22 protein-coding genes are annotated in these 25,577 nt (G+C 40.2%); 11 read left to right on the top strand and 11 right to left on the bottom strand.

Going from position 1 to position 25,577, the window contains the following annotated elements; translation table 11 throughout:
• The first annotated feature begins 1 nt into the window (after position 1).
• The 8 genes from C7Y70_RS17200 to adk all read left to right on the top strand — a co-directional run bounded on the left by C7Y70_RS17200 (position 2) and on the right by adk (position 8,488).
• On the top strand, positions 2–763 hold the full coding sequence (locus C7Y70_RS17200) for a putative DNA-binding domain-containing protein (RefSeq protein ID WP_135476092.1): 762 nt from the start codon (positions 2–4) through the stop codon (positions 761–763).
• Positions 764–823: 60 nt separating this feature from the next.
• Positions 824–946 (top strand): hypothetical protein, encoded by a 123-nt coding sequence (locus C7Y70_RS20775; protein ID WP_272897230.1) that lies wholly within the window; start codon positions 824–826, stop codon positions 944–946.
• Between the two features lie 459 nt (positions 947–1,405).
• On the top strand, positions 1,406–1,945 hold the full coding sequence (gene apt, locus C7Y70_RS17195; RefSeq protein ID WP_099297043.1) for an adenine phosphoribosyltransferase: 540 nt from the start codon (positions 1,406–1,408) through the stop codon (positions 1,943–1,945).
• A 4-nt stretch (positions 1,946–1,949) separates the two neighbouring features.
• Positions 1,950–4,391: a DNA polymerase III subunit gamma/tau gene (gene dnaX, locus C7Y70_RS17190; protein WP_135476090.1), complete on the top strand. Its 2,442-nt coding sequence runs from the start codon at positions 1,950–1,952 to the stop codon at positions 4,389–4,391.
• Positions 4,392–4,449: 58 nt separating this feature from the next.
• On the top strand, positions 4,450–4,776 hold the full coding sequence (locus tag C7Y70_RS17185) for a YbaB/EbfC family nucleoid-associated protein (protein ID WP_099297045.1): 327 nt from the start codon (positions 4,450–4,452) through the stop codon (positions 4,774–4,776).
• Positions 4,777–4,784: 8 nt separating this feature from the next.
• Positions 4,785–5,393, top strand: coding sequence for a recombination mediator RecR (gene recR, locus C7Y70_RS17180; protein ID WP_099297046.1), 609 nt, complete (start codon positions 4,785–4,787; stop codon positions 5,391–5,393).
• A 359-nt stretch (positions 5,394–5,752) separates the two neighbouring features.
• The gene (gene htpG, locus C7Y70_RS17175) at positions 5,753–7,666 is read left to right on the top strand and encodes a molecular chaperone HtpG (RefSeq protein ID WP_135476088.1); all 1,914 of its coding nucleotides are present in this window, start codon (positions 5,753–5,755) and stop codon (positions 7,664–7,666) included.
• Positions 7,667–7,843: 177 nt separating this feature from the next.
• Complete coding sequence (gene adk, locus C7Y70_RS17170) at positions 7,844–8,488, top strand: adenylate kinase (RefSeq protein WP_099297048.1); 645 nt, start codon at positions 7,844–7,846, stop codon at positions 8,486–8,488.
• An 87-nt stretch (positions 8,489–8,575) separates the two neighbouring features.
• Here the strand turns inward: adk and tpx are convergent, their stop codons facing one another.
• On the bottom strand, positions 8,576–9,157 hold the full coding sequence (gene tpx, locus C7Y70_RS17165) for a thiol peroxidase (protein ID WP_135476086.1): 582 nt from the start codon (positions 9,155–9,157) through the stop codon (positions 8,576–8,578).
• A gap of 202 nt (positions 9,158–9,359) precedes the next feature.
• Between tpx and C7Y70_RS17160 the strand changes: the two genes are divergently transcribed.
• Both C7Y70_RS17160 and C7Y70_RS17155 read left to right on the top strand, forming a co-directional pair.
• Positions 9,360–10,364: a response regulator gene (locus tag C7Y70_RS17160; RefSeq protein WP_135476084.1), complete on the top strand. Its 1,005-nt coding sequence runs from the start codon at positions 9,360–9,362 to the stop codon at positions 10,362–10,364.
• Between the two features lie 4 nt (positions 10,365–10,368).
• Positions 10,369–11,364: a diguanylate cyclase gene (locus tag C7Y70_RS17155; protein ID WP_099297054.1), complete on the top strand. Its 996-nt coding sequence runs from the start codon at positions 10,369–10,371 to the stop codon at positions 11,362–11,364.
• Positions 11,365–11,400: 36 nt separating this feature from the next.
• On the opposite strand, the gene C7Y70_RS17150 is transcribed toward C7Y70_RS17155, so the two are convergent.
• From C7Y70_RS17150 to C7Y70_RS17135, 4 genes are all read right to left on the bottom strand, one after another.
• A complete protein-coding gene (locus tag C7Y70_RS17150; RefSeq protein WP_135476082.1) occupies positions 11,401–12,915 on the bottom strand; it encodes a SpoVR family protein in 1,515 nt (504 codons plus the stop codon).
• A gap of 21 nt (positions 12,916–12,936) precedes the next feature.
• A complete protein-coding gene (locus C7Y70_RS17145; RefSeq protein WP_135476080.1) occupies positions 12,937–14,220 on the bottom strand; it encodes a YeaH/YhbH family protein in 1,284 nt (427 codons plus the stop codon).
• 31 nt (positions 14,221–14,251) lie between these two features.
• Complete coding sequence (locus tag C7Y70_RS17140) at positions 14,252–16,174, bottom strand: PrkA family serine protein kinase (protein WP_135476078.1); 1,923 nt, start codon at positions 16,172–16,174, stop codon at positions 14,252–14,254.
• A 308-nt stretch (positions 16,175–16,482) separates the two neighbouring features.
• A complete protein-coding gene (locus tag C7Y70_RS17135) occupies positions 16,483–17,064 on the bottom strand; it encodes a Fe-Mn family superoxide dismutase (RefSeq protein ID WP_099297062.1) in 582 nt (193 codons plus the stop codon).
• Between the two features lie 275 nt (positions 17,065–17,339).
• Between C7Y70_RS17135 and C7Y70_RS17130 the strand changes: the two genes are divergently transcribed.
• The gene (locus tag C7Y70_RS17130) at positions 17,340–17,678 is read left to right on the top strand and encodes a Grx4 family monothiol glutaredoxin (RefSeq protein ID WP_099297064.1); all 339 of its coding nucleotides are present in this window, start codon (positions 17,340–17,342) and stop codon (positions 17,676–17,678) included.
• 48 nt (positions 17,679–17,726) lie between these two features.
• On the opposite strand, the gene C7Y70_RS17125 is transcribed toward C7Y70_RS17130, so the two are convergent.
• From C7Y70_RS17125 to C7Y70_RS17100, 6 genes are all read right to left on the bottom strand, one after another.
• Complete coding sequence (locus C7Y70_RS17125) at positions 17,727–19,043, bottom strand: ATP-binding protein (RefSeq protein WP_135476076.1); 1,317 nt, start codon at positions 19,041–19,043, stop codon at positions 17,727–17,729.
• Positions 19,043–20,371 (bottom strand): sigma-54 dependent transcriptional regulator, encoded by a 1,329-nt coding sequence (locus C7Y70_RS17120; protein WP_135476074.1) that lies wholly within the window; start codon positions 20,369–20,371, stop codon positions 19,043–19,045. Before C7Y70_RS17120 ends, C7Y70_RS17125 begins: the two co-directional genes overlap by 1 nt.
• A gap of 82 nt (positions 20,372–20,453) precedes the next feature.
• Positions 20,454–21,659, bottom strand: a complete 1,206-nt coding sequence (locus tag C7Y70_RS17115) for an FtsX-like permease family protein (protein WP_135476073.1) — start codon at positions 21,657–21,659, stop codon at positions 20,454–20,456.
• 9 nt (positions 21,660–21,668) lie between these two features.
• Entirely contained in the window at positions 21,669–22,982 is a 1,314-nt protein-coding gene (locus C7Y70_RS17110) for an ABC transporter permease (protein WP_099297072.1), read from the bottom strand.
• Between the two features lie 3 nt (positions 22,983–22,985).
• Complete coding sequence (locus C7Y70_RS17105) at positions 22,986–23,696, bottom strand: ABC transporter ATP-binding protein (RefSeq protein WP_135476071.1); 711 nt, start codon at positions 23,694–23,696, stop codon at positions 22,986–22,988.
• A 37-nt stretch (positions 23,697–23,733) separates the two neighbouring features.
• On the bottom strand, positions 23,734–24,987 hold the full coding sequence (locus tag C7Y70_RS17100) for an HlyD family efflux transporter periplasmic adaptor subunit (protein ID WP_135476069.1): 1,254 nt from the start codon (positions 24,985–24,987) through the stop codon (positions 23,734–23,736).
• Between the last annotated feature and the right edge of the window lie 590 nt (positions 24,988–25,577).

Here is a 25,577-nt window from a genome sequence, read left to right as displayed (position 1 = left end):
TATGTCTTTTGATAAAATCCAATATGCCTTTATGGAACATATTCGCCAACCAAAGGAAAATCCTCTTCCTCATGGAATTGAAGACCGTCGAATGGCTATTTACCGCGACTTATTTTTTAATAATATTGAAGGGTTTATTTCATCCGGTTTTCCGGTTTTAAAGTCCTTATATTCTCGCGAGGATTGGCAAAAACTGATCAGGAAATTTTTTATTGAGCATGATTGTCAGTCACCTTATTTCTTAGATATTGCTGCGGAGTTTGTCAATTATCTGGTTAATACTTATGAGCGAGCAAAGAACGACCCTATATTTATGATTGAGCTTGCGCATTATGAGTGGGTTGAATTGGACGTGTCGATATGTCAACAAGACGAGAGCGAACTACCTATTGGCAGTGCAATCACTTCAGTGCCTTTATTCTTGAGTAGTACGGCACGCAATTTAAGTTATCAATTTGCCGTGCATAATATTAGCGCAGATTACATACCTACTCAACCAGGTGCAACACCGCATTACTTTGTTGTTTATAGAGATCATGAAGATGAAATTCAATTTCTTGTGACGAATGCGATGACAGCATTATTGCTATCTCTTATTGAAACGACGCCCGGTATTGATTTTTTTGAACTATGTAATTGTGTATTGCAGCAAGCTCCTCAATTTAGTGAACAACAAATCCACGATGGAGCTAACAGCACGCTAATGACAATGGCTCATAAAGGAGTTGTTGTGACAAAAAATGAGGATGAAAACCTTTATTGATAATTTCACATGGATTATCATGTGCGCTTTTAAACGTCGCGCTTAATAAAAGGTAGTACCATGTCGGAAGATAAAGATTTTAAAGACCCATTTAATTTAATGTATTTTTTAGCATTTTTAGCTATTTTTGTTGGAATTGGTTGCTTGAATGCAATTTTAGGTTGGATGACGACATTATCGTAATTTAACCAGTTTAAATATAATAAGGCTGTATTTAGTACAGCCTCTTTAATGTGTTTTAATCCCTCCTTTACAGCTGTTTTTTATCAATCTAAATGCACATATAAACAAAACTATTGCAGTACATATCGCCATAAGTCCTAATTTAATTGTATTTAACTTGAAATCTGGTTGAAAAATGCACTAATGTTTTGATATTAAATAACAAATGTATTTATCCGTCTCCAGTCGGAGACTTTTAGCGATAACAAAGCGAATTTACGCGACAATAGCAGGCTTATTGCAAGTAAATTCAACGCAGGCAGCGTTGGAAGTAGCCGCTGGGGATAAATTTGTTGTCCAGCGTTGAGGTTAACTAGATTCTTTATCTGGGCGTTTTAATTTCAGCTAAGCTCGCATCTTAGGGTCGCTTGGGTATATAATTACCTGCTTTGTAATATTAACGATATAACAGCTTAAATTATGACAACTCCATCGATTATTAAAGACAGCATCACAACGATAGCCGACTACCCAAAAGCGGGCATCATGTTCCGTGATGTAACAACACTTATGGCTGATCCAGCTGCATTTCAAGCAACTATAAATGCGTTTATCGACGCTTATAAAGACCAAGGATTTACCAAAATTATTGGTACAGAGTCACGCGGTTTTATTTTTGGGGCTCCACTTTCTTATGCATTAGGAATTCCATTTATCCCTGTGCGTAAACCAGGTAAATTACCTCGCGCTGTTATTTCTCAAGATTATCAACTTGAATACGGTGAAGATGTGCTCGAGCTGCATACTGATGCGATTGTACCTGGCGATAAAGTACTTTTAGTAGATGATTTGTTAGCAACAGGTGGCACAATTGAAGCGACTGCTAAGCTTGTTAATAAACTTGGTGGTAATGCAACTGATGCTGCGTTTGTTGTGTCATTGCCAGAGCTTGGTGGTGAGCAACGCATTGAGAAAATGGGTATAAATATCCTTAAATTGGTTGAATTCGAAGGCGAATAATTACATGAGTTACCAAGTCCTAGCGAGAAAATGGCGACCTCAGACCTTTCATGAATTGGTCGGTCAGTCACATGTTAAGCAAGCATTAGTTAATGCATTAACACAAAATAGACTGCACCACGCTTATTTATTCACTGGGACCCGCGGGGTGGGGAAAACCACCATTGCACGTATTTTTGCTAAAAGCTTAAACTGTGATGAGGGTATTTCTGCCCAACCTTGCGGTCAATGTAGTAGTTGTAAAGATATTGAAGCGGGGCGTTACATTGATTTGCTAGAAATCGATGCGGCATCGAGAACCAAAGTCGAAGATACGCGTGAGATACTAGATAACGTTCAATATGCTCCAACTCGTGGGCGTTATAAGGTGTACTTAATTGATGAAGTGCACATGCTTTCAAAGCATAGTTTTAATGCTTTATTGAAAACCTTAGAAGAGCCACCAGAGCACGTTAAATTTTTGCTTGCCACAACGGACCCACAAAAGCTTCCAGTTACTATTTTATCTCGTTGCTTACAGTTTAATCTGAATGCGTTATCACAACCTGAAATTTTACAGCAACTAGAGTATGTACTGAACGAAGAGCAGTTAAGCTTTGAACAACAGGCATTACATATAATTGCTAAAGCCGCTGATGGCAGTATGCGAGATGCGCTAAGTTTGACAGATCAAGCGATTGCTCAAACAAATGGCAACATTCAACATCAAGCAGTGCAACGCATGCTGGGGTTGATGGATAATCACTACAGCCAACACATTTTAGCGGCTTTATTAGCTCAAGATGGGGCAGCTTTGTTAATGCAAGTAGAACAAATTGCGAGTCAAAACCCGCAATATAATGCGCTGCTTGATGATTTAATTGGCCTAACACACCTTATTCAGCTAACTCAGCTAGTACCTGATGCAGCAAAGTTAGATGAGCATAATGCAGAGTTTATCCAAGAAGTAGCGCAAGCAAGCGACTGTAAACAAATTCAAATTTATTACCAGTTGCTGCTCAATGGTAAAAAAGATTTACAATGGGCGCCTGAGCCGCGTCTTGGCTTTGAAATGATCATGCTAAGGCTTCTTGCCTTTGAGCCTACCGGTTCTTTGTCAACGCAAGACTCATCAAACACAGCGCAACCGAAACAAAACAACGCTGGGCGAGCCAGTGCTCTGCGCGATATTATTAATAAAAATAAAATGGTGCAGCAAACTCCTCTTGCTGAGGCTAATCGTCAAATCCAGTCATCAGACAGTGATGTAAATGTAGCCGATAATATGCAGCCTGAGAAGGACATTGCATCGGATAATCAAGTTGAGCAAAGCAACACCAATGAACAACGTGATGAACTCGCTCAAACCGTAAATAAAACAGAAGCACAAGCAAGTACTGAAAACACTCTCAGCGATGAGCATGCCCAGCAGCAAAGTCAAGATGATGCCTACCAACAACACAGTGACGCTGAACAAACGTTAGCGACACAGTTTGATGACATTATGAGTAGTGCAGTAGAGCAAGGCTTTAATGAGCAAACCCAAACAGCACACGTTGAGCCTGAAGCTAATAGCTATAATAGCGAACCTCAAACCTCAATTGCACAACAAGAGTCACAAGCACAATCAGCCATTGCACGCATTCTACGTGATAGAAACATATCCGGTGTAGGTAAGTTATCTGGTACAAGTATTAATAATACCCAAACCATTGAGCAACAAGTTACACATGCTGACAGAGTTAGCCCTGAACCTGAACCTCAAACGCCATTACCTGAGTCACAGCCACAACAGGCTGCAGAGCCCAAATCAGCAGCTATCGATGCGCCGCCTTGGTCAAATGATGACGCAGGCCAAACCGTAAAAAAGCCAGAGCTCCCAGAGTCGGGGAGCCAGACACGCTCAAATAATCAAGTTGCAACAAAAAAAGTAGACTTTAAAGATAAACATCAGACAATTACTGAAAATTTGGCGCCTGAGTTATTAGAACAAATTAACCCACAAAAAAAGCCAGAGGTTGTTCAACAAGCGCCGAGCATTCCAGTTCCTGATGACTTTCAAAGTCCAATTAGTGAGATCAGGTTTGCTCATCAACAAGATGAATGGGCTTATTTAATCAAGCGAATGGGGCTCGGTGGCAGAATGCGCCAATTTGCGTTGCATTCTATTTTTACAAAACAAGATAACAATTTACATATCGACGTTGACGAGTCACAAAAGCATTTAGATTCACCGATACTTAGGCAAAAACTTGATGCAGCACTTTCAAGTATTTATGAGCACAACGTAACGCTCAGTATCAATTTTGCGCAGGGTGTAATTGACTCACCCTATTTAATACAGCAGAAAATAGATGTAGGGCGTCATCAACAAGCGATTGATGTGATTAATTCAGATGAAAATATCGTGCAATTTCAGCAGCTATTTTCAGCAATAATAGACGAAAACAGCATCCAGGCATTGTAATTCATTACAATAGCCCTTATCTTCATGACAATTAAAGATTACACAAAGAGAGAGAATTATGTTTAAAGGTGGAATGGGTAACATGATGAAGCAAGCGCAGCAAATGCAAGAGCGCATGCAAAAAGCCCAAGACGAAATCGCTACTATGGAAGTTGTTGGTGAAGCCGGTGCAGGCCTTGTTAAAGTTACTATGCTTGGTAACCACAACGTTCGCCGTGTAGAGCTTGATGAAAGCCTGATGGAAGACGATAAAGACATGATTGAAGACTTACTTGCAGCAGCATGTAATGATGCTGTGCGTCGTGTGGCTGAAGAAACGCAAGAACGCATGGGTAAAGTAACTGGTGGCATGCAATTACCACCAGGTATGAAAATGCCGTTCTAAGGTAAACAATGCAACTTTCACAAAGTTTAAGCCAGCTCATTGAAGCACTGCGATGCCAGCCGGGCATTGGTCCAAAGTCCGCGCAACGCATTGCGTTTCATTTGCTTGAGCGTGACCGCAAAGGCGGCACGCAACTTGGTAATGCTTTAACTAAAGCGATGAGTGCTGTAGGACATTGTCAATCTTGTCGAACATTTGCAGAGCAGCCACAGTGCGAGATTTGCATGAGCCCAAAACGCCAAGACAGTGGCGTTTTGTGTGTAGTTGAATCACCGACAGATGTATTGGCGATTGAGCAAACAGGGCAATATAAAGGTTTATACTTTGTCTTAATGGGGCACTTATCACCCATTGACGGTATTGGTCCAAACGAAATTGGCCTTGATATTTTAGAGAGCAAATTGCGTCAAGGTGGAGTGAATGAAGTAATTTTGGCCACCAACCCATCGGTTGAGGGTGAAACTACAGCCCATTTTATTGCACAATTGTGCCACCGCCATAAAGTCGAAGCGTCTCGTATTGCCCACGGAATACCAGTAGGCGGTGAACTCGATTTACTTGATGGCATGACCTTAATGCATGCCTTTAGTGGTCGAAAAGCCGTAAGCCAAGACTAGGGTCTGTTTACCTTGCAAGGTTAACAGGCGCTGCCCTTCGTTCGGGTTCTGCTTAGGGGCGATTTACTCTTTGTAGCCAGGGTTTGACTTAGCCCACTAGGTTACAAACCTCGCGCCGCGATTAAACCGCCCCTAGTTTGAGCAAGTCTTAATCCACAAAGGTCAACAGACCCTAATAACGTGATAGTCCTAAAAGCTTTAAAAAAGCCTGTATTTATTAAATTAAGTACAGGCTTTTTAATTTCATACACTTTTTACTTCTGATCACACACCTTTTTTAAATTATCCCTTGAAGTTCATTCTGCGCGCCCCATATTAAGTGCATAACGCAGACAATTTGCTAATTGGAGATTTACACAATGACTGCAGCACAAAAAGAAACATTAGGCTTTCAAACAGAAGTTAAACAACTATTAAACCTAATGATCCACTCGCTTTATTCAAATAAAGAAATATTTTTACGTGAACTTGTGTCTAATGCCTCAGATGCGGCCGACAAGTTACGCTTTTTAGCGCTTTCAAATGGTGATTTATACCAAGGCGATGCGGACTTACGTGTGCGTATCAGTGCAGACAAAGATGCAAAAACTGTGACTATTTCAGATAACGGTATCGGTATGACCCGTGATGAAGTTATCAGCTCATTAGGTACTATTGCAAAATCGGGCACAGCTGAGTTTTTCAAAAACTTAACTGGCGACCAAAGCAAAGATTCACAGTTAATTGGTCAATTTGGTGTTGGTTTCTATTCAGCGTTTATTGTGGCTGACTTAGTGACTGTTCGCACTCGTAAAGCTGGCGAAGAAAAAGGTGTTGAGTGGCAATCACAAGGTGAGGGCGAGTACACCCTAGAAGAGATTGAAAAAGAAGGCCGTGGTACAGACATTATTCTGCACCTTCGTGAAGACGAAGCTGAATTTGCTGATGATTGGCGCCTGCGTAGCATTGTTACTAAATATTCTGATCACATTTCTACACCAGTACAAATGTATAAAGAGGAAGTACCTGAGTCTGAAGGCCCAGATGGCGAAAAAACACCAGCAGAGCCTGCTGCTTGGGAAAGCATTAACCGCGCTACAGCACTTTGGACTCGTGATAAGTCTGAAATATCTGAAGATGAATACAAAGAGTTCTACAAGCACGTAAGTCATGACTGGGAAGAGCCGCTAAGCTGGGGTCACAATAAAGTTGAAGGTAAAACTGAATACACAAGCCTACTTTATATCCCTAAAAAAGCGCCTTTCGACTTATGGAACCGTGAACGTCAAAGTGGCTTAAAACTTTACGTACAACGTGTGTTTGTAATGGATGACGCTGAGCAGTTTATGCCAAGCTACTTACGCTTTGTAAAAGGTTTACTTGATTCAAACGATTTACCGTTGAACGTATCGCGTGAAATCTTACAAGATAACAAAGTGACACAAGCTATTCGTAAGGGTTGTACTTCACGTATTTTAAAAATGCTTGAGCGCATGGCGAAAAATAAAGCCGATGATTACCAAACATTTTGGAACGAATTTGGTCAAGTAATGAAAGAAGGTCCAGCTGAAGATGCGACCAACAAAGAAGTGATTGCTAAATTACTACGCTTCTCTTCAACGCACACAGATGAAGAAGCTCAAAACGTTTCATTAGAGCAGTACATTGAACGTATGAACGAAGAGCAAGATGCTATTTACTATGTTGTTGCTGATTCGTTTACAGCGGCTAAAAGCTCACCACACTTAGAGATCTTCCGTAAGAAGGGTATCGAAGTATTACTAATGAGCGACCGTGTTGATGAGTGGATGATGAGCCACTTAACAGAATTCTCTGAAAAACCGTTCAAGTCAATTACCCGAGGCGATCTTGACCTAGGTAACTTGGATGACGAAGAAACGAAGAAAGCGCAAGAAGAGTCTGAAAAAGAAGTTGAAGGCTTAATTGAGCGCATTAAAACTGCACTCGGTGAAAGCGTTAAAGATGTACGCTTTACGCATCGTTTAACTGACTCGCCTGCGTGTGTAGTTAGCGACGATAACGACATGAGCTCGCAAATGCAAAAGCTAATGGAATCTGTGGGTCAAACTGCACCAGAAGCGAAACCAATTTTTGAGCTTAACCCAGATCATCAGCTTGTTAAGCACCTTAATGTTGAGCAGGATGAAGACAAGTTTGGTCAGTGGTCAAATGTATTACTTGATCAAGCATTGCTTGCAGAGCGTGGTACGCTTAAAGACCCTGCTGGTTTTGTGACTCGTTTGAATAAATTGATGCTCGATCTTAGTAAATAATAGCATTAGATGTGTCATTGAATAAAAAGGGAGCAAATAGCTCCCTTTTTTGTTAATTACGGATAAGCAATTAGTATAAGTTGCTTGAGTATCGCAAGCGCTTATGGAAGAATTCAATCTTTAAGATAAATACTACTGGGCTGCTTGTTCAGAACAGTATCAACCGAGGACAATGATATGCGCATTATTCTTTTGGGCGCGCCGGGTGCAGGTAAAGGCACTCAAGCTCAGTTTTTGATGGACAAATACGGTATTCCACAAATTTCTACTGGTGACATGTTACGTGCAGCAATTAAAGAAGGCACACCACTGGGTTTAGAAGCTAAAAAAGTAATGGATGCAGGTCAGTTAATTTCTGATGATATCATCATCGGTTTAGTGAAAGAGCGTATCGCTAAAGAAGATTGCGAAAAAGGTTTCTTGTTAGATGGTTTCCCGCGCACAATCCCACAAGCAGATGCAATGAAAGAAAATGGCGTAGTAGTAGACCACGTTATCGAATTTGACGTTGCTGATGAAATCATTGTTGAGCGTATGGGCGGACGTCGTGTTCATCCGGGCTCTGGTCGCGTTTACCACATTGTTTATAATCCACCAAAAGTGGAAGGCAAAGACGATGTAACAGGTGAAGATTTAATCATCCGCGCCGATGATACTGAAGAAACAGTACGCAAACGTTTAGGTATTTACCATGAGCAAACTATGCCGTTGGTTGATTACTACCAAGCAGAAGCAAAAGCGGGTAACACCCAGTACCATAAATTAGACGGTACTCAAGCAGTTGAAGCGGTAAGCCAACAGCTAGGTGAATTATTAGGCTAAAAAGTGCCTAAAGTAAAAAACCGCCAAATTTGGCGGTTTTTTTATAACTATGGTTTTTTATAACTACGGTTTTTAATACGTCATGGCTTAAATTGTTTTCATTGCATCAATGACAGGCGCGTAATTAGGCTCTTTAGACAACTCATCAACTAACTGCTTGTATACAATTTTATGTTCTTTATCTAATACAAATACTGCACGTGTTAACAAGCCCATATCTCTAATAATTAGTCCATAGTTCTGGCCAAAGTCACGCCAAACAGAATCTGATAACGTCGTGATTTTGTCTATATTTTCAGCTTTACAAAATCGCTTTTGAGCAAAAGGTAAATCAGCACTGATTGTAAGCATGGCAATCGAGGGAAATTGCGCAGCTACTTTTTCATTGAAATGTTTAGTTTGAATACTGCAAACACCGGTATCTAGGCTTGGTACAACACTGATTAAAACGGCTTTGCCTTGATAGTCTTTCAGAGTAACAGGGGCAAATGAATCATTAACGACTTTAAAATTTGGAGCTTGCTGATCTACTTCAACCCCCGTGCCTAGCAGAGTAACAGGTTTTGATTGAGCTGATACCTTACCGGCATCTAAGGTATTTTGGCCAATATCAGCCGCAAAAGTAGTGGCACAAAAGCTACACAAAGCAAAAGTAAGCAATCTAAGCATAAGGTATTTCCTTTAAAATTAACGCAATTGCATTCAGTGTATTATAATCAACGAATGGGACAAAGAGTTTACTGAAATTTAAAATTGTAAATATTGGTTACATTGATTAACATATTGCACAGATTTACGTTTATTCGCTGACAAATAACAATAAAAGCATGTTGTATACTAAATACGTGCAACGGCAAAACAGAGAGAAGCTATGTCAACATCGGTATTAATTTGCGACGACTCAAAGCTAGCACGGCGACAATTAGCACGATCGCTACCAGATGATTGGGATATCAAAGTTGAGTTTGCTGAAGATGGTGAGCATTGCATTGAGCAGATCAAAGCCATACAACCAGAAATCCTATTTCTAGATCTAAACATGCCAAAAATGGATGGCTACGAAGTATTGCAAGAGATTCAAAATCAATCTCTTTCTGTACTCACTGTTGTGGTGTCTGGTGATATACAACCGAACGCCCATCAGCGGGTACTCGGTTTAGGTGCAATTGACTTTATTCAAAAACCCTGTGACGCTCAAAAGCTTGCCGATATTATTGAACACCATGGTATTAAAGACAAAGCCATGCGTGAGCGTTTAGCACACCAGTTAGGGGAGCAAGTCGACCCCGATGTGCGGGATATCTATCAGGAGCTAACCAATGTTGCTATGGGTCAAGCAGGGGACCTGCTTGCTCGACTGTTAAACGTGTTTGTCGAACTGCCGATACCTAATGTTAATATCCTTGAAGTTAATGAATTAGATATGGCATTGCGCTCAATTGATGCAAATGCAACTACTTCAGGCGTATGCCAGGGCTTTATTGGTGGTGGTGTGTCGGGTGAGGCATTATTACTTTTAAATGACTCAAGCTTCAAAGAAATTGCTTCGTTAATGAATTACGAAGGCGAGCTAAATAACAATATTGAACTTGAGCTATTAATGGATATTAGTAATATCTTAATTGGCGCCATTTTAACCGGCCTTTCTCGCCAGTTAGATATGACGTTTAGCCAAGGTCACCCGGTCGTGCTAGGTCAACACTGTGATGTGTCTGACTTAGTGAAAGCGAATAAATCTCGCTGGCAACGCACCCTTGCGATTGAGATCAGTTACGGTATTGAAAACCATAATATAAATTGTGATTTAATGCTGTTATTCACCGAAGATTCAATGAAGACTTTGAAATACAAAGTTGCGTACCTATTAGAAGACTAACATTATGCCAGCAGCTGATTTTAATATGAATGAAATCCATTGGTTAATGGATATGTTTAACACTGTCGATGTCGGCTTGGTAGTGTTAGATCGCGAATATAAAGTGTGTATCTGGAATGGTTTTATGGAAAATCATTCGGGTTTATTGCCAAGTGCTGTAAAAGATAAAGACTTATTCGACCTTTTTCCTTCGATTGATGAGAAGTGGTTTCGCAGTAAATCAGAATCAGTATTTGTTTTAAAAAATCGCTCGTTCACCATATGGGAGCAACAACCTTATATATTCCGCTTTAAAAATTACAGGCCTATCACAGGTAAAGCGGACCATATGTATCAAAATGCGACTTTTATTCCATTATCTAATGTCAGAGGTGAAGTAAGCCATATTTGTATCATTATTTATGATGTTACAGATGTAGCCGTGAACAAAAGTGAGCTCGAAGAGCTAAATAGCAAATTAGAGCTAATGAGCCAGACAGATGCTTTAACTAAATTGAACAACCGTGGTCACTGGGAAGACTCTCTCAGAAAAGAGTTTTTAAGGATAAAAAGAAGTGCTGGTAGCAGTTGTTTATTGATGTTTGATATTGATCACTTCAAAAAAATCAATGATCAATACGGACACCGTTGTGGTGATGAGGCATTACGTCATATTGCGGATTTGCTCAGAAAAACATTGCGTGAAACAGATGTAGCGGGTCGATATGGTGGTGAAGAGTTTGCAGTAACACTCCTTGATACAGATAAGGCGGGCGCTGAAATATTGGCAGAAAGACTGCGTAGTTTAATTGAAGCTTCTTCGATCTATTTTGATGGAGAACAAATAAAAATGACGATTAGCATTGGTCTTGCCTGTTTCCAATCTGATTTTGAACGCTATGAAAAGTGGATTGAAGCTGCTGATAAAGCGCTATATACGTCAAAAGATAAAGGGCGAAACTGTATTACAGATTACACTGCATTACAGCAACCTAACGATGAATTAAAAAATGACGCCTAGCGTCATTTTTTGTCTAGACAATCGGGTTTCAATGTTTCATTCAGTACTATGGCGAGAGTCGTCCATTGGACATTGACCCAGTGCTGTTATCTCCCCAGAGGGGGACTGTTGTTCTAGCTTTACTTTAAAACCCCACAATCGATATAGATGCTTAAGAACTTCATCCTGAGATTTCGCCAGCGGGATGTGTTGATGGGGAACATATCGAAGCGTTAATGAACGATCGCCTCTAATATCTACATCATATACTTGTATGTTTGGTTCATGATTACTTAGGTTATATTGTGCAGATAATGACTCTCGCACTTTATGATAACCACTGTCATCATGAATCGCGCCAATCTCTAAAGTAGGCTCTTTTTCATGGTCAATAATAGTAAATAATTTAAAATCACGAATAAGCTTAGGCGATAAAAACTGGCTGATAAAACTTTCGTCTTTAAAGTTCTCCATAGCAAAATGCAAAGTATCCAGCCAATTACTGCCAGCATATTCAGGAAACCAGCGTTTATCTTCTTCAGTCGGGTTTTCACAGATGCGCCTAATGTCCACCATCATATTAAAACCGAGTGCGTAAGGGTTAATACCTGAATAATATTTACTATTATAAGGCGGCTGATATACAACATTGGTATGGCTTTGTAAAAACTCTAGCATGAATGAGTCGGTCAGTTTCCCTTCATCATAAAGGTGATTCAAAATAGTGTAATGCCAAAACGTAGCCCAGCCTTCATTCATAACTTGGGTTTGTTTTTGCGGATAAAAATACTGCGATATTTTTCTCACGATACGAATTATTTCACGTTGCCATGATTCTAATAACGGCGCATTTTTTTCAATAAAATACAGAATATTTTCTTGTGGTTCTGAAGGAAAGTTATGTTCACTTTTTTTCGCTTCCTGATGCTGAACAGGAATAGTACGCCAAAGTTCATTGACTTGTGATTGCATGTATTCTTCACGCTCTTGTTGACGCTTCTGTTCTTCAAATAAAGATATTTGCTGCGGGCGCTTATACCTATCAACGCCGTAATTCATTAACGCGTGGCAAGAATCTATCAGGGTTTCGACTTCGTCGATGCCATACTTTTCTTCACAACGAGAGATGTAATTCTTAGCGAATAGCAAGTAATCGATTATTGAGCCTGCATCGGTCCATGTTTTGAATAAGTAGTTCCCTTTAAAAAAAGAATTGTGTCCGTAGCATGCATGGGCCATGACAAGTGCTTGCATTGGTAAGGTGTTTTCTTCCATTAAATAAGCGATACAAGGGTCTGAATTAATCACAATTTCATAAGCAAGACCCATTTGTCCTCGCTTATAATTTTGTTCTGTTTGAATAAACTTCTTTCCATAAGACCAGTGACTATAACCAATAGGCATACCCACACTTGAATAGGCATCCATCATTTGCTCAGCAGTAATAACTTCAATCTGGTTTTGGTAAGTATCTAATCGATAATGCTTAGCAACACGTGCAATTTCATCTTGATATTGTTGCAATAACTCAAACGTCCAGTCAGGACCATCACTCATACGTTGATCGGTCATATAAATACCTCATTGTGCAGGTTACGCAGCACCTTGATGTTGACGATTCTTCTTAAATAGCTCTCGAAAAATAGGGTAAATATCTTCAACACGCTTAATATGCTGTATGGCAAAGTTGTCGTATTTTTGGCAGAGGCTCTGGTATTCTCGCCAAAGACTTTGATGAGCGCGAGTCGTGATCTCTATATAGGCATAATAACGTACATCGTCGAGCAGCTTATTTTGCAGGATCTGCGAACACTGTGGTGAATCATCGGCCCAGTTATCACCATCAGATGCTTGTGCGGCATAAATATTCCATTGTGATGCGTTATAGCGCTCTTGAATTATTTCATTCATGAGCTTCAACGCGCTTGAAACAATGGTACCGCCGGTTTCCTGTGAATAAAAAAACTCTTGTTCATCCACTTCCTTTGCTTGCGTATGGTGGCGAATATAAACCACCTCTATATCTTTGTAGCTTCTTGTTAGAAACTGATAGAGCAAGATGTAAAAACGCTTAGCCATATCTTTGGTTGCCTGATCCATTGATCCAGACACATCCATAATACAAAACATAACCGCTTTGCTGGTGGGGTGGGGCTGCTTTTCATAGTTACGAAAGCGTAAATCATAGTTATCTATAAAGGGCACCGCCTTTATTTGCAGTTCTAATTGCGCAATCTCTTGTTCAAGTAAAGTAATTGCAGCTAAGTCAGGCTCAGCTTCTGCAAGCAAGATTTCGCGCTGAAAATTGAGTTCTTTCAAACGGCGCTTTTTACTTGCACTCATTGCAACACGCCTCGCTAAAGAGCCTTGTAAGGAGCGTACTATGTCAATATTACTGGGCATACCATCACTACAAAATCCCGCTCGGTGAGTTTTCATTTGTACTAGTTTATCAAGTTGATTTTTCTGCAGGTTAGGCAGCTCTAAGTCCTCAAATAATAAGTCTAGGTATTCGTCTTTAGAAATAGAAAAAACAAAATCATCTTCTCCTTCACCAGAGTCACTTGCTTCACCCTCTCCAGCGCCTCCCCCTTGTCCCCCCTGAGGGCGCTCAACTTTATCACCCGTTGAGAATTGATCATTCCCTGGGTGTATTTGCTCTCTATCACCGCCTCTACCTTGATGAAAAATCGGCTCACTAATATCTCTTTGTGGAATCGAAATACTTTCGCCACTACTGGTATCTGTCACGCTACGTTTGTTTACAGCATCAGATACCGCTTCTTTTATCTGTTTCTTATACCGTCTTATAAAGCGCTGACGGTTAAGCGTACTTTTATTTTTACCGTTTAGACGACGGTCTATAAAATTCGCCATATTGACCCCCTAAAATGCACCTACCATTTTATTACTGCGACTTACGAACGCGTAAGTACCACTCTGACAGCAAGCGAACTTGTTTTTGGGTGTAGCCTTTTTCGACCATGCGATTGACAAAGTCTTCATGTTTTTTCTGATCTTCAGCCGATGTTTTGGCATTAAATGAAATAACAGGTAATAGCTCTTCGGTATTTGAGAACATTTTTTTCTCAATAACCGTCCGAAGTTTCTCATAGCTTGTCCAAAGTGGATTTTTACCGTTATTGTGAGCGCGAGCTCGAAGAACAAAATTAACTATCTCGTTTCTAAAATCTTTGGGGTTAGAGATACCCGCAGGTTTTTCAATTTTTTCAAGCTCCGCATTAAGTGCTTCGCGATTAAATAACTGGCCGGTATCTGGGTCGCGATATTCTTGGTCTTGAATCCAAAAATCGGCATAGGTAACGTAGCGGTCAAATATGTTTTGTCCATATTCAGAGTAAGACTCAAGGTAAGCGGTTTGTAACTCTTTGCCTATAAATTCAACGTATTGAGGTATCAAATAGCCTTTCAAATGGCTTAAATAACGCTCCTCTACATCAGCCGAGAATTGCTCTCGCTCTATCTGTTGTTCCAATACATAAAATAAATGCACAGGGTTAGCTGCAACTTCAAGCGTGTCAAAGTTAAATACGCGGGACAAAATTTTAAAGGCGAACCGGGTTGATAGTCCAGTCATCCCCTCATCAACCCCCGCATAGTCACGGTATTCTTGATACGACTTTGCCTTGGGATCAGTATCTTTCAAAGTCTCCCCATCATAAACACGCATTTTAGAATAGATGCTGGAATTTTCTGGGTCTTTAAGGCGTGATAGGGTGGTAAACTTGGCGAGAGTTTCAAGCGTCCCTGGTGCACACGGCGCATTATACAACTCGCTGTGTTCAAGTAATTTATCATAAATTTTAATTTCTTCAGACACACGTAGACAGTAAGGTACTTTTACTATGTAGACACGATCTAGAAACGCTTCATTGTTTTTATTATTTTTAAATGTTTGCCATTCAGATTCATTCGAGTGAGCTAAAATCATACCATTGAAGGGCAGAGCACTGATGCCTTCGGTGCCGTTGTAATTACCTTCTTGGGTCGCTGTTAGTAGAGGGTGCAGCACTTTGATAGGCGCTTTAAACATCTCAACAAACTCCATTAACCCTTGATTCGCAAGACACAATGAGCCCGAAAAAGCGTAAGCATCAGGATCGCTTTGGGCAAAATGCTCAAGTTGACGAATATCTACTTTACCAACCAGTGCAGAAATATCTTGATTGTTTTCATCGCCGGGCTCAGTTTTTGCAATTGCAATTTGATTTAAAATTGAAGGGTAGCGTTTCACTACTTTAAACTGACTTATATCACCATTAAATTCATGTAGGCGTTTAGTTGCCCATGGCGACATGATTGTTTTTAAGTAACGCGGCTTAATGCCATATTCTTTTTCAAGTACACCTGCATCTTCATTCACATCAAATAATGCTAAGGGGTGATCATTAACAGGTGAACCTTTGATTGAATAAATAGGGACTTGTTGCATTAAATATTTTAGTTTCTCTGCGATCGAAGATTTACCACCGCCAACAGGCCCAAGTAGGTAGAGTACTTGTTTACACTCTTCGAGACCTTGCGCAGCATGTTTTAGGTAAGAAACGATTTGCTCAATGGCGTCTTCCATTCCATAAAAGTCATTAAACGCGGGATACCGGGCTACAACACGGTTTGAAAATAGTCTACTCAGTCGCGCGTCTGTAGACGTATCAATCATTTGTGGTTCACCAATTGCCATTAGTAATCGTTCCGGGGCACTGGCATAGGCAGACTTATCGGTTTTACAAATTTCTAAGAATTCAGCAATGCTGTATTCTTCTTCTTGTGCCGCTTCGTAGCGTGCTTGGTAATGCTCAAAAATACTCATGAAGACCTCCAAAAAACCTGCTTAAACTAGGTGCTGAATTATTAAAAGTAAGCAAAGGCTATTTAAAGCTTAGTCATGAATTTGGATTTTTGTGCAATAAAATTAAAAATTTATCCTAGGGTTTTATGAGGACTTATTTCAAACGATTACTTTCAATACACCTTGTTGCTTACCTTGCGTGGGTACGGCGTTCAAATAGAGGAAATATATTTTTAAGGAGGGTGGTCAATAATACAGAGCAATTTGTAATAACAAAAAAAGGTGCCGAAGCACCTTTTCTATTAGTAAACTCTAAATAGGTTACTAAATTACGCGAAGTTTGCGTTTGCGAATTCCCAGTTAACTAGAGACCAGAAACCTTTAAGGTAATCAGGACGCACGTTACGGTAATCGATGTAGTATGCGTGTTCCCATAAATCAACAGTAAGAACAGGCGTAACGCCTTCATCAGTTAGTGGCGTAGCAGCATTAGACGTATTAACGATGTCTAGTGAACCATCTGCTAATTTAACTAACCACGTCCAGCTTGAACCAAAGTTATTTACTGCTTTATCATTTAATGCATCTTTAAACGCATCGAAAGAGCCCCACTTAGCATTGATCGCGTCAGCGATTGCGCCAGTTGGTTCGCCGCCACCGTTCGGAGAAAGGCTGTTCCAGTAGAAAGTGTGGTTCCAGATTTGAGCTGCGTTGTTAAATACGCCGCCCTCTGAAGAACAAACGATCTCTTCAAGTGTTTTGCCTTCAAATTCAGTGCCAGGGATCAAACCATTTAATTTAACAACATAAGTGTTGTGGTGTTTGCCGTGGTGAAACTCTAGTGTTTCTTTTGAGATGTGTGGCTCAAGTGCATCAATTGCATATGGTAGTGACGGTAGTTCAAATGACATTTTTATCTCCATCTTCTTTTGGTTGATAGTCCGTTTGGTAATACGTAATGCCTGCTTGAACAGACCACTTATCTATACCAAACAGAATTATAGTGTTACTATAATTGTTGAGTATTTTACTCAAGTTTTAGCAAACAGCAATGCAAAACAGCAATGCAAATGCAAGACTATTTCGATTGCGGCTTTATTTGCCCATTTTAAGATACATATATGAGGCTTAATGAAAATTTTTCAAGCCATGAATATGTTCAGTTATCGTCACTTTGAGGTTGTAGATGGAAACCATTGATAAAATTAAACAGCAGATTTCAGAAAATCCAATTATCCTTTATATGAAAGGCTCACCTAAATTACCAAATTGTGGTTTTTCTTCACAGGCGTCTCAAGCTTTAATGTCTTGTGGCGAACCATTTGCGTACGTTGATATTTTACTAAACCCAGACATCCGTGCTGAACTTCCAGCTTATGCTAACTGGCCAACATTCCCACAGCTTTGGATTGAAGGTGAGTTGATTGGTGGTTGCGATATCATCATCGAAATGTTCCAGCGTGGTGAGTTACAACCATTGATTACTGAAACAGCAGCAAAGTTCAAAGAAGCTGACGCTGAGTAATACTGATTGCCAGTTAGAATGTTTAAAAGCCGCTGTTTAGCGGCTTTTTTATTGGGTGTTATTAGGCAGTATTATGTGTACGCTTAACCCGCCTGTAGCTTGATTATGCAAACTTATCTGTCCATGGTGTGCTTCAACGATTTCTCTGCATAATGCGAGCCCTAAACCACTACCGCTTGATTTTGTTGAGTAAAAAGGAATAAGTGCATTGGCCATCACTTGCTCACTCATTCCTTTGCCTTGGTCATTTACAATAATTCGGGTATTGTTATTATCTTGTGCTAGTGTGATTGAAATATGCTCAGCTTTAGAGCCCGATTCATGCGCATTCTTCAACAAGTTTATGAGTAATTGTTCAATCTGAGTTTGATCTGCAAACGTTGTTACTGCGGTTTGCTCTGATAAATTAAATGACCATTGATTTTGTAGTTGTAAGAATAATGTTGGCCAATTTATTTTAGAAAGCTGTGGTGTGGGGAGTTTGGCAAACTTACCGTAACCTTGAACAAATTCGTTTAAGTGTTTAATACGCTCTTCAATGGTTGAAAATACGCGGCTTAGTCTTGGCTCATCGACTTTCGCACTGAGAATTTTTCCGCTGTGTAACATGGATGACATAGGCCCAAGTGAATTATTAAGCTCGTGGCTGATTATACGTATCACTTTTTTCCAGACTTCCACTTCTTGTCGGCTTAGTTCGCGAGTTAATTGTTTAAATACATATAAAGTATGAAACTGATTATTGAGTAACAGTTTGCCAGTGGCTAAATGCCACGTTTGCGATTCTTGTTGTTGATTATCGAGGGTAAATAAACCGTCAACTTCGCGCTCAAGGGCATTAATTAGCTGTGGATGGGCATTGGCAAATAGCGCTGAAAACTGACTGCCTTCAAGTGACGTTTTAGCATTGAGTAAGTCTCTGGCGCTGTGGTTACTGTAAACGATAAAGCCTTGGTCGTTTTTTAAAATAACCGCTTGCGGTGAGCTTTGTAGCACTTTATCTAGCATCAATTCACGTTGATAAATCCATTGTTTCTCTTGGCGCAGTTGTTTTGCCGTTTGATTATAAAGTTCGCATAATCTCCCAATTTCATTGTTGTCATCATAGGCAAGTAATGATGAAAGTTCCCCATCTTTAAAATTAAGCAATCCGGTCTCTAATGAATGTATTCCTTGCATTAGTGGATTAACCAACCGCAGTGATAAGTAGCTGGTTATCAGTACACAAAATACACTGAAAGCAAGAGTCAGCTGCCATGAAAGATCTGTAATCCAACTAATTAGCAAAATTGGGACGAGTGCGGCAACAATACTTATAAAAAGCAAACCATAGCGAATACTCATAAATCGATTGTTAATATTCATCAATAATCAATCTCAAATTTTTGCAAACGTCTATACAGTGCTTGCCGACTCATACCAAATTGCCTCGCAACCTTTGCAATTACTCCTTGATGAAGATGCATGGCCTGCTCTATATCGTGTTTTGTCACCTCAGTTTTAGTGCTCGAATTATTCATTTTGGGTGTTTGTAATGCAAAATCAGCCAAAGTAATAATACCTGATGAGTTTAATACGGCCGCGCGTTTACATGCATTTTCAAGCTCACGAACATTGCCAGGCCAACTGTGGGCTAATAATGCTTGCTCTGTTTCAATGCTAAGCTCTCTATTGTTCAAAAAGTGATTTGCTAGTACCAAGATGTCATCTGGACGCTCAGCAAGAGCGGGTAAATTTAACTCAATGACATTCAGGCGATAGTATAAATCTTCTCTAAATTTACCCAGCTTAATAGCGTTTACCAAGTTTTCGTTGGTTGCTGAAATAACTCGCACATTAACTTTTCGTGTTTGAGTCGAACCGAGTCGTTCAAATTCACCCGTTTGTAAAACGCGTAGCAACTTCATTTGCCCTGACAGAGGTAGATTGCCAATCTCATCTAAAAACAATGTTCCCCCATCAGCTGCCTCAAAGCGGCCAATACGTTGTTTGGTTATTCCTGTGTATGCACCAGCTTCGGCGCCAAATAATTCTGCTTCAATTAATTCACTGGGCAGGGCACCGGCGTTTACTGTTATAAAGGGGTGATCGTGCAATAAAGAATTGGCTTGAATTATATGTGCTATTCGCTCTTTACCGCTGCCATTGGGGCCTGTTATGAGCACTGAAACATCCGACTTAGCTACTTGAATGGCCATTGTGAGAATATTTTCCATGGCCGTACTTTTGTAAACTAACCCGACAAGTTCTGCATTGTTTATACTTTTATCACGTTCTTGTTGATGACGCTTATAAATTGCGTTTTGTTGCTTTGCCTGACCAAGTTCGATCAAGTTACTGACACACGTTAGCAGCTTTGTATCATCCCATGGTTTGGGTAGGTAATCTGCGGCACCTGCTTTAACAAGCTCTATGGCTACTTCAAGCTCTGTCCAAGCAGTGATCAAAATAATGGGTAAGTGTGGATTGAGTTGCCTTAATTGATAAAAAAGCGCTTTACCTTCTTCACCAGAGGTTGTGTCTGCAGTGAAGTTCATATCTTGGATGACCAACGCAATACGTTGATATTGCACCACTTGAATGGCCTCAAATGGATTAGTGGCAGTCACAACAGCAAAGTCATGAATTTCCAGTAGTAATGATAGCGCCTCTAAAACAGCGGGGTTATCATCAACGATAAGTATTTTTTCCATGAGAATATAATCGCTGTTTTTATTATCTTTATTTAAAATGCTACACGGTATTAAACCAGTGTAGCATAGGTTGGGAATGGCTTTATATGGTTCGCGTAGCAATGCTAGGGGATATATTCGCCGCACGTCTGGCTGGACCAAATACCGCGAGCAAACTCATTACAAACACCATAATTGCGGTGCCTACTATATAACTTGTTGGCAATGCAGCAATTGAAAAATGTTGCATGAGCAATTGGCCAAGTAATAAGGCTGCAATACAACCTAATATTAAACCAAAACTACAGATCATGGCGTTTTCAACTAAAAAATAGCTAATAATGGCAGATTTTCTCGCGCCCAATGCACGACGGGTACCAATTTGTTTAGTCCGCTTACTGATATTAAATAAAGTTAAGCCGAATATACCTAGAGCAGTTACCAGTACTAATATAGTGATGAGCACAATTAACATACGCATCATTAAGGTGTCTTGCGCCATGTAACTTTCTTTGGCTTCATTTAAACCTCGGACTCTTACAATTACGCGTTTGTCATAGTTTTTTAGCATCTCATCTTCAATTGTACTCGTTAATTTTGCGCGTTGGCTGGCATCAGTACGAACGATAAAGTTACCTGAAATATTTGGGTTGATGTAAGGAATTAAAGCAACACTATCAGGGCGGCTATCTTTGAGCCAAGGGCCTTTAGCTTTTTTGATAATACCCACTATTTTAAGAGCAATATCACCTAAATATACGGTTTTACCTAAAGCATTTGCATCAGGAAATAACTCATCGGCTAGTACTTGGGTAATGATAGTTACATTAGCACGTTGCTCATTATTATCAGTTACAATAACTTCACTTTCGTTGAAGTTTCGTCCAGCAGCAAGTTCAAGTCCTAATGTATTTAAAGCATGGTCATCAGTAAAAAAATAGGACGTTCTGGCTGAAAGCCCGGGTTCAGGAGCTGGGTTAATACTAAAGTCAGACGCACTGCCACTGCCTGAAAGCGGTGTATTACTAATATAAGCAGCATCAATTACGCCAGGTAACCTACGTAACATTGCTTCGTCCAGCTCAAACTGCTGGTGGCTAGACACATCATCACCAAATAACATGACGTGGAATGAAAATATTTCGTCTTCAGGGTAGCCTGTTTCTTGACTTAAATAGCTCACTTTATCTTCAATTATAAATGCAGCATTACTGACAATCGCGGTGGTGATAGCAATTTGAAGCAATAGCAATAAGGCGCCTATTTTTGAGCGACATAACGCGTGAAAAATTGGTTTTATCTCTAACATAATTTGCCCCTATTGGCTCTTTAGGTAAATTGCAGGGTTTGTTTTACAAACTAACCAAGCAGGGTAGAGCCCGGCTAAGATGCAGGTTGTAATTGCAATGATGGGTGCACTGAGTAACATAGTGATATCCATAGTGGCGATTGATGAGTAGTAATCATAGCTTTGACGAACACCCCACAGCCCTAATTGTGCAAGTACGATACCGATTAAGCCACCGAAACATCCGAGCATTGCAACTTCAACAAGGTGCTGTAAAAATACTTGCCGTTTACTAGCCCCTAAAGCGCGGCGTACACCGACTTCAGGCGCGCGACGTAAAAATTTTGCTAACAATAAGCCAAGAATATTGGCTAAACAAACGGCTAAAAACATAAAACTTAAGGCGACCAAGATTTTATTGTCTTCACTGATTACATTGTTGTATTCCATCCATTGGTTAACATCACGCAAGCTGTAAATAAGCTCTTTGCGATTGAAACGGCCACGCTTTTGTTGCTCTTCCATATAGGCCATTAAAAAGGTTTCATAGTCTTGTTTTTGCTGTGCGTTGTTTAATTCCACCCAAAATTGAACCCATACCATTTCTGACTGTAGCTTCGCTTTAAAGCTTCTAACGTCTTCATGTTTCCAGCCATTGGTATTACCCCAGTTGCCAAATTCTCTCGCTTCAACAAGACTAAATGGTAAAAACATGCTCTCAGGCTCGTTAAAGGCTCCATTATTTAAATCGTAGTATTTAACGACTAAAGGCCAGTTCTTTGTGACGCCAATAACTTCATAGCTTTCGTTATCAAGGTAAATGATATTGCCGACAGAATTTTCACCAGCGAATAGCCTTTCGTTCAACTCTTCACTTATGACAACGACAGGAGCTGCATTTTCTTCTTGCTGTTGCGACCACTTATTGCCATATAAGAACTCAAGTTGAAACATGTCAAAAAATTCAGGTGTGGTCATCCGCGCACTTTTGCTAAAAGGCTTAACGGTGTCTGAGTCGGTATAGATAGAAAAGCCACTACGTACCATACTCAAGCGGTTACCTTCAGTATTAGCACGATATAAGTTGGTCGCATCTTTGTATGTCAACTGCAGTGGTAAATTATCTTTTGTCCACCACGTGTTGCCATCATCCATTATTTGCATTTGAACACTAAACAGCTGGCTGCTTTTACTAGGGATTGGGTCGCTCGCCATCATGTGATAAACACTGAGGCTTGTCATGGTGACACCAATGCCAATAGCAATTGCTAACACCATCAAACTGCTGACCAATGGCGTACGTTTAAAACTACGCCAACTTAAATCAAAGTAATGTAATAGCATGGCTTACGCTCCAGCAACATTTTTCAGGTTTTGCGCGCCTTGGTACAAGGTAAAATCGGCGAGTTGACCATCGACTACTTGAATATTACGGGGGGCGCGGCGGGCGAGTTCGGGGTCGTGTGTGACCATCACAATGGTTGCACCATCGCGATTTATTTGTTCAAGTAATTCCATCACTTGGCGTGCCATTAGGCTATCTAAATTACCCGTTGGTTCATCAGCGAGTAAAAACCTTGGTTCACCCGCCAGCGCTCGTGCGATCGCAACCCGTTGTTGTTGACCGCCAGACAGTTGCTGCGGTAGATGTTTAGCACGCGAGGCAAGGCCTACTTGCTCTAAACATTGTTCAATTCGACGTTTACGTTCAGCTGCTTTAATACCTCTATAGCGCAAAGGTACTTCAATGTTCTCGTATAAATTCAAATCAGGAATGAGGTTGAAGCCTTGAAATATAAAGCCAATCTTTTGATTACGAACATCAGCGCGCTGGTTATCGTTTAGTTTGCCAACATCAATACCGTCAAGTAAGTATTCTCCTTCAGAGAAGGGCTCTAGCATGCCAGCGATGTTTAAGAATGTTGTTTTACCTGAGCCACTAGGCCCTGTTACAGCAATGAATTCACCTTCATCTACTTGTAAACTAAAGTCTTGCAATGCATGTGTTTGTACCATTTCAGTTTGATATATTTTACTAATGTTGTTCATTTTTAGCATGATTGTGTCCTTTTATTGTTTTGTTTAAACGCGACTATTAGCGGAGTAATAAGGTTGATGCGTTTTTAAAATTGTCATAAGTTGAAATTATTAATTTATCGCCGGGTTCTACACCTGTAATTATTTCGACGGCATTGATACTTGTTGCCCCAATAGATATATCAATTAATTGTGCAGAGTCATTTACAACCTTATAGGCTCGAGTTCCTCCTTGTTGTAGGAATGCACCACGTTTGACCTGCAACACATTGTCGCGGTTTTCTAATAGTATACGGGCGGTCAATCGTTGATTTTGACGAATTCCTGTTAGTTCTTTATTAAACCTGACCCGAGTGGTGACTTCTCTGTTATTAACTTCGGGTGAAATTGCACTAAGCGTTCCTAACACTTTACTAGCCCCTAATGTGAGCTCGACTGTCATGCCTAGCCCCAGTTCATTTGCATAACTTTCAGGGACCTGCAGTTCTGCCTCAAAGTTACTCAAATCAACCAAGGTCATTAACGGTTGGCTTTGCGTAACCGCTTCTTTTTGTTGTACTAATAAATTGCCTACAATACCGGAAACGCTAGCTTCAATAGTCAGGTTGCTAACTTGTCGGTTTAGTTCGTCAACAACAAGCTGTTGCCGTGCTAAATCTCGTTCAGCGGCTTGAAGTTCAAACGCCAATGTATCCTTAGCTAACGCTACCTCTTGTTGGGCATGTTTGTATGAAAGCTTTGCGCGAGCTAAATCATCGACTGCTTTTTCTAGATCAATTTGGCTAATTAAATTTTTAGAAATTGATAGTTTGGCGCGGCGATTTTCCCTATCCGCAGCATTGAGTTCAACTTGAGCGAGGTCGAGAGCTTTAGTTAAACTAAGTTTTTGTCTGCGCGCTTCAAGGTGTTTGCGTTTAAGCTCACCGTCTAGGCGCGCTAATACAGATTGTTGTTGCTTTAATTCGTTCGTGAGTTCAGGGCTTTCAACAATAGCAATAATCGCTCCCTTATTAACGTTATCGCCTGCTTTTACTCGTAAATCCACATAGCCTCGCTCTGGGCTGTAAATTTTTGGTGCATTTGCAGCGACGATTTTGCCACTGGCAGAAACATCCCTAATTAATGTAGTCCGGGTTACGTGGGCAATCTGCAATGTATCTCTATCAACAGAAAAAGCCCCTTTCTCAGTGCCCATAAATGCCTGAGCACACAATGCAACAAGCGACATGATTGCTGCCCCAATAATGAGCGGTTTCATATAGTTTTTAGTTCGGACAACAGAAGTGTCCTGTGCGCTAGTGTCTTTTATCATGAGACTTCCTTTATTTTTTATATTTATTCTTCGAGGTAGGTAATCATTAAGCTCACGGCAAGCATGGTAATTGGCGAGACTAAAAACAAACTGAGAATAAACATAATGGTGTCCTATTAATATCTTAGTTTTATGTATTCGATTACTGTGCCAAGTTTCAAGTTATTGATTTATTGTATTAAATGTTTTTACTTGCCCTTTTTAATGTGTCCGCGGACAGCAAATGTGTCCGCAGCGGACACTTTTTTGAGCATTCCCTTAAGGTCAATTTCATAGTGCTTTTATGTGAGGGAAGGTAAATAGCCGGATTATCACAAAGCGGTATTTATGCATTTATGTGTTTTTTATGCAGCTCAACAGAGTTATGCCTTGAGTCAATTTGTAAAAGTGCATCTTAATTACGCCATTTATAATAAGTAAAAATTCGACACCCAATGGAAAAAAACGATGGACATCACTCAAACTCGATAGTGAATATTTATGCATTTTATGGCGCCTTTACGTTTACGTAAACTGTGATTTTAGAAGTGTCGTTTTTTACAAGTTGTTAAATTTGACACCAGTGTCATAAAAAAATAATGGGTATTTAT

The sequence above is a fragment of the Pseudoalteromonas sp. KS88 genome, from assembly GCF_004766475.1.
Classification (GTDB): Bacteria; Pseudomonadota; Gammaproteobacteria; order Enterobacterales; family Alteromonadaceae; genus Pseudoalteromonas.
Note: the sequence above shows the minus strand (reverse complement) of the source record. Positions and strands in the feature narration are given on the sequence as shown.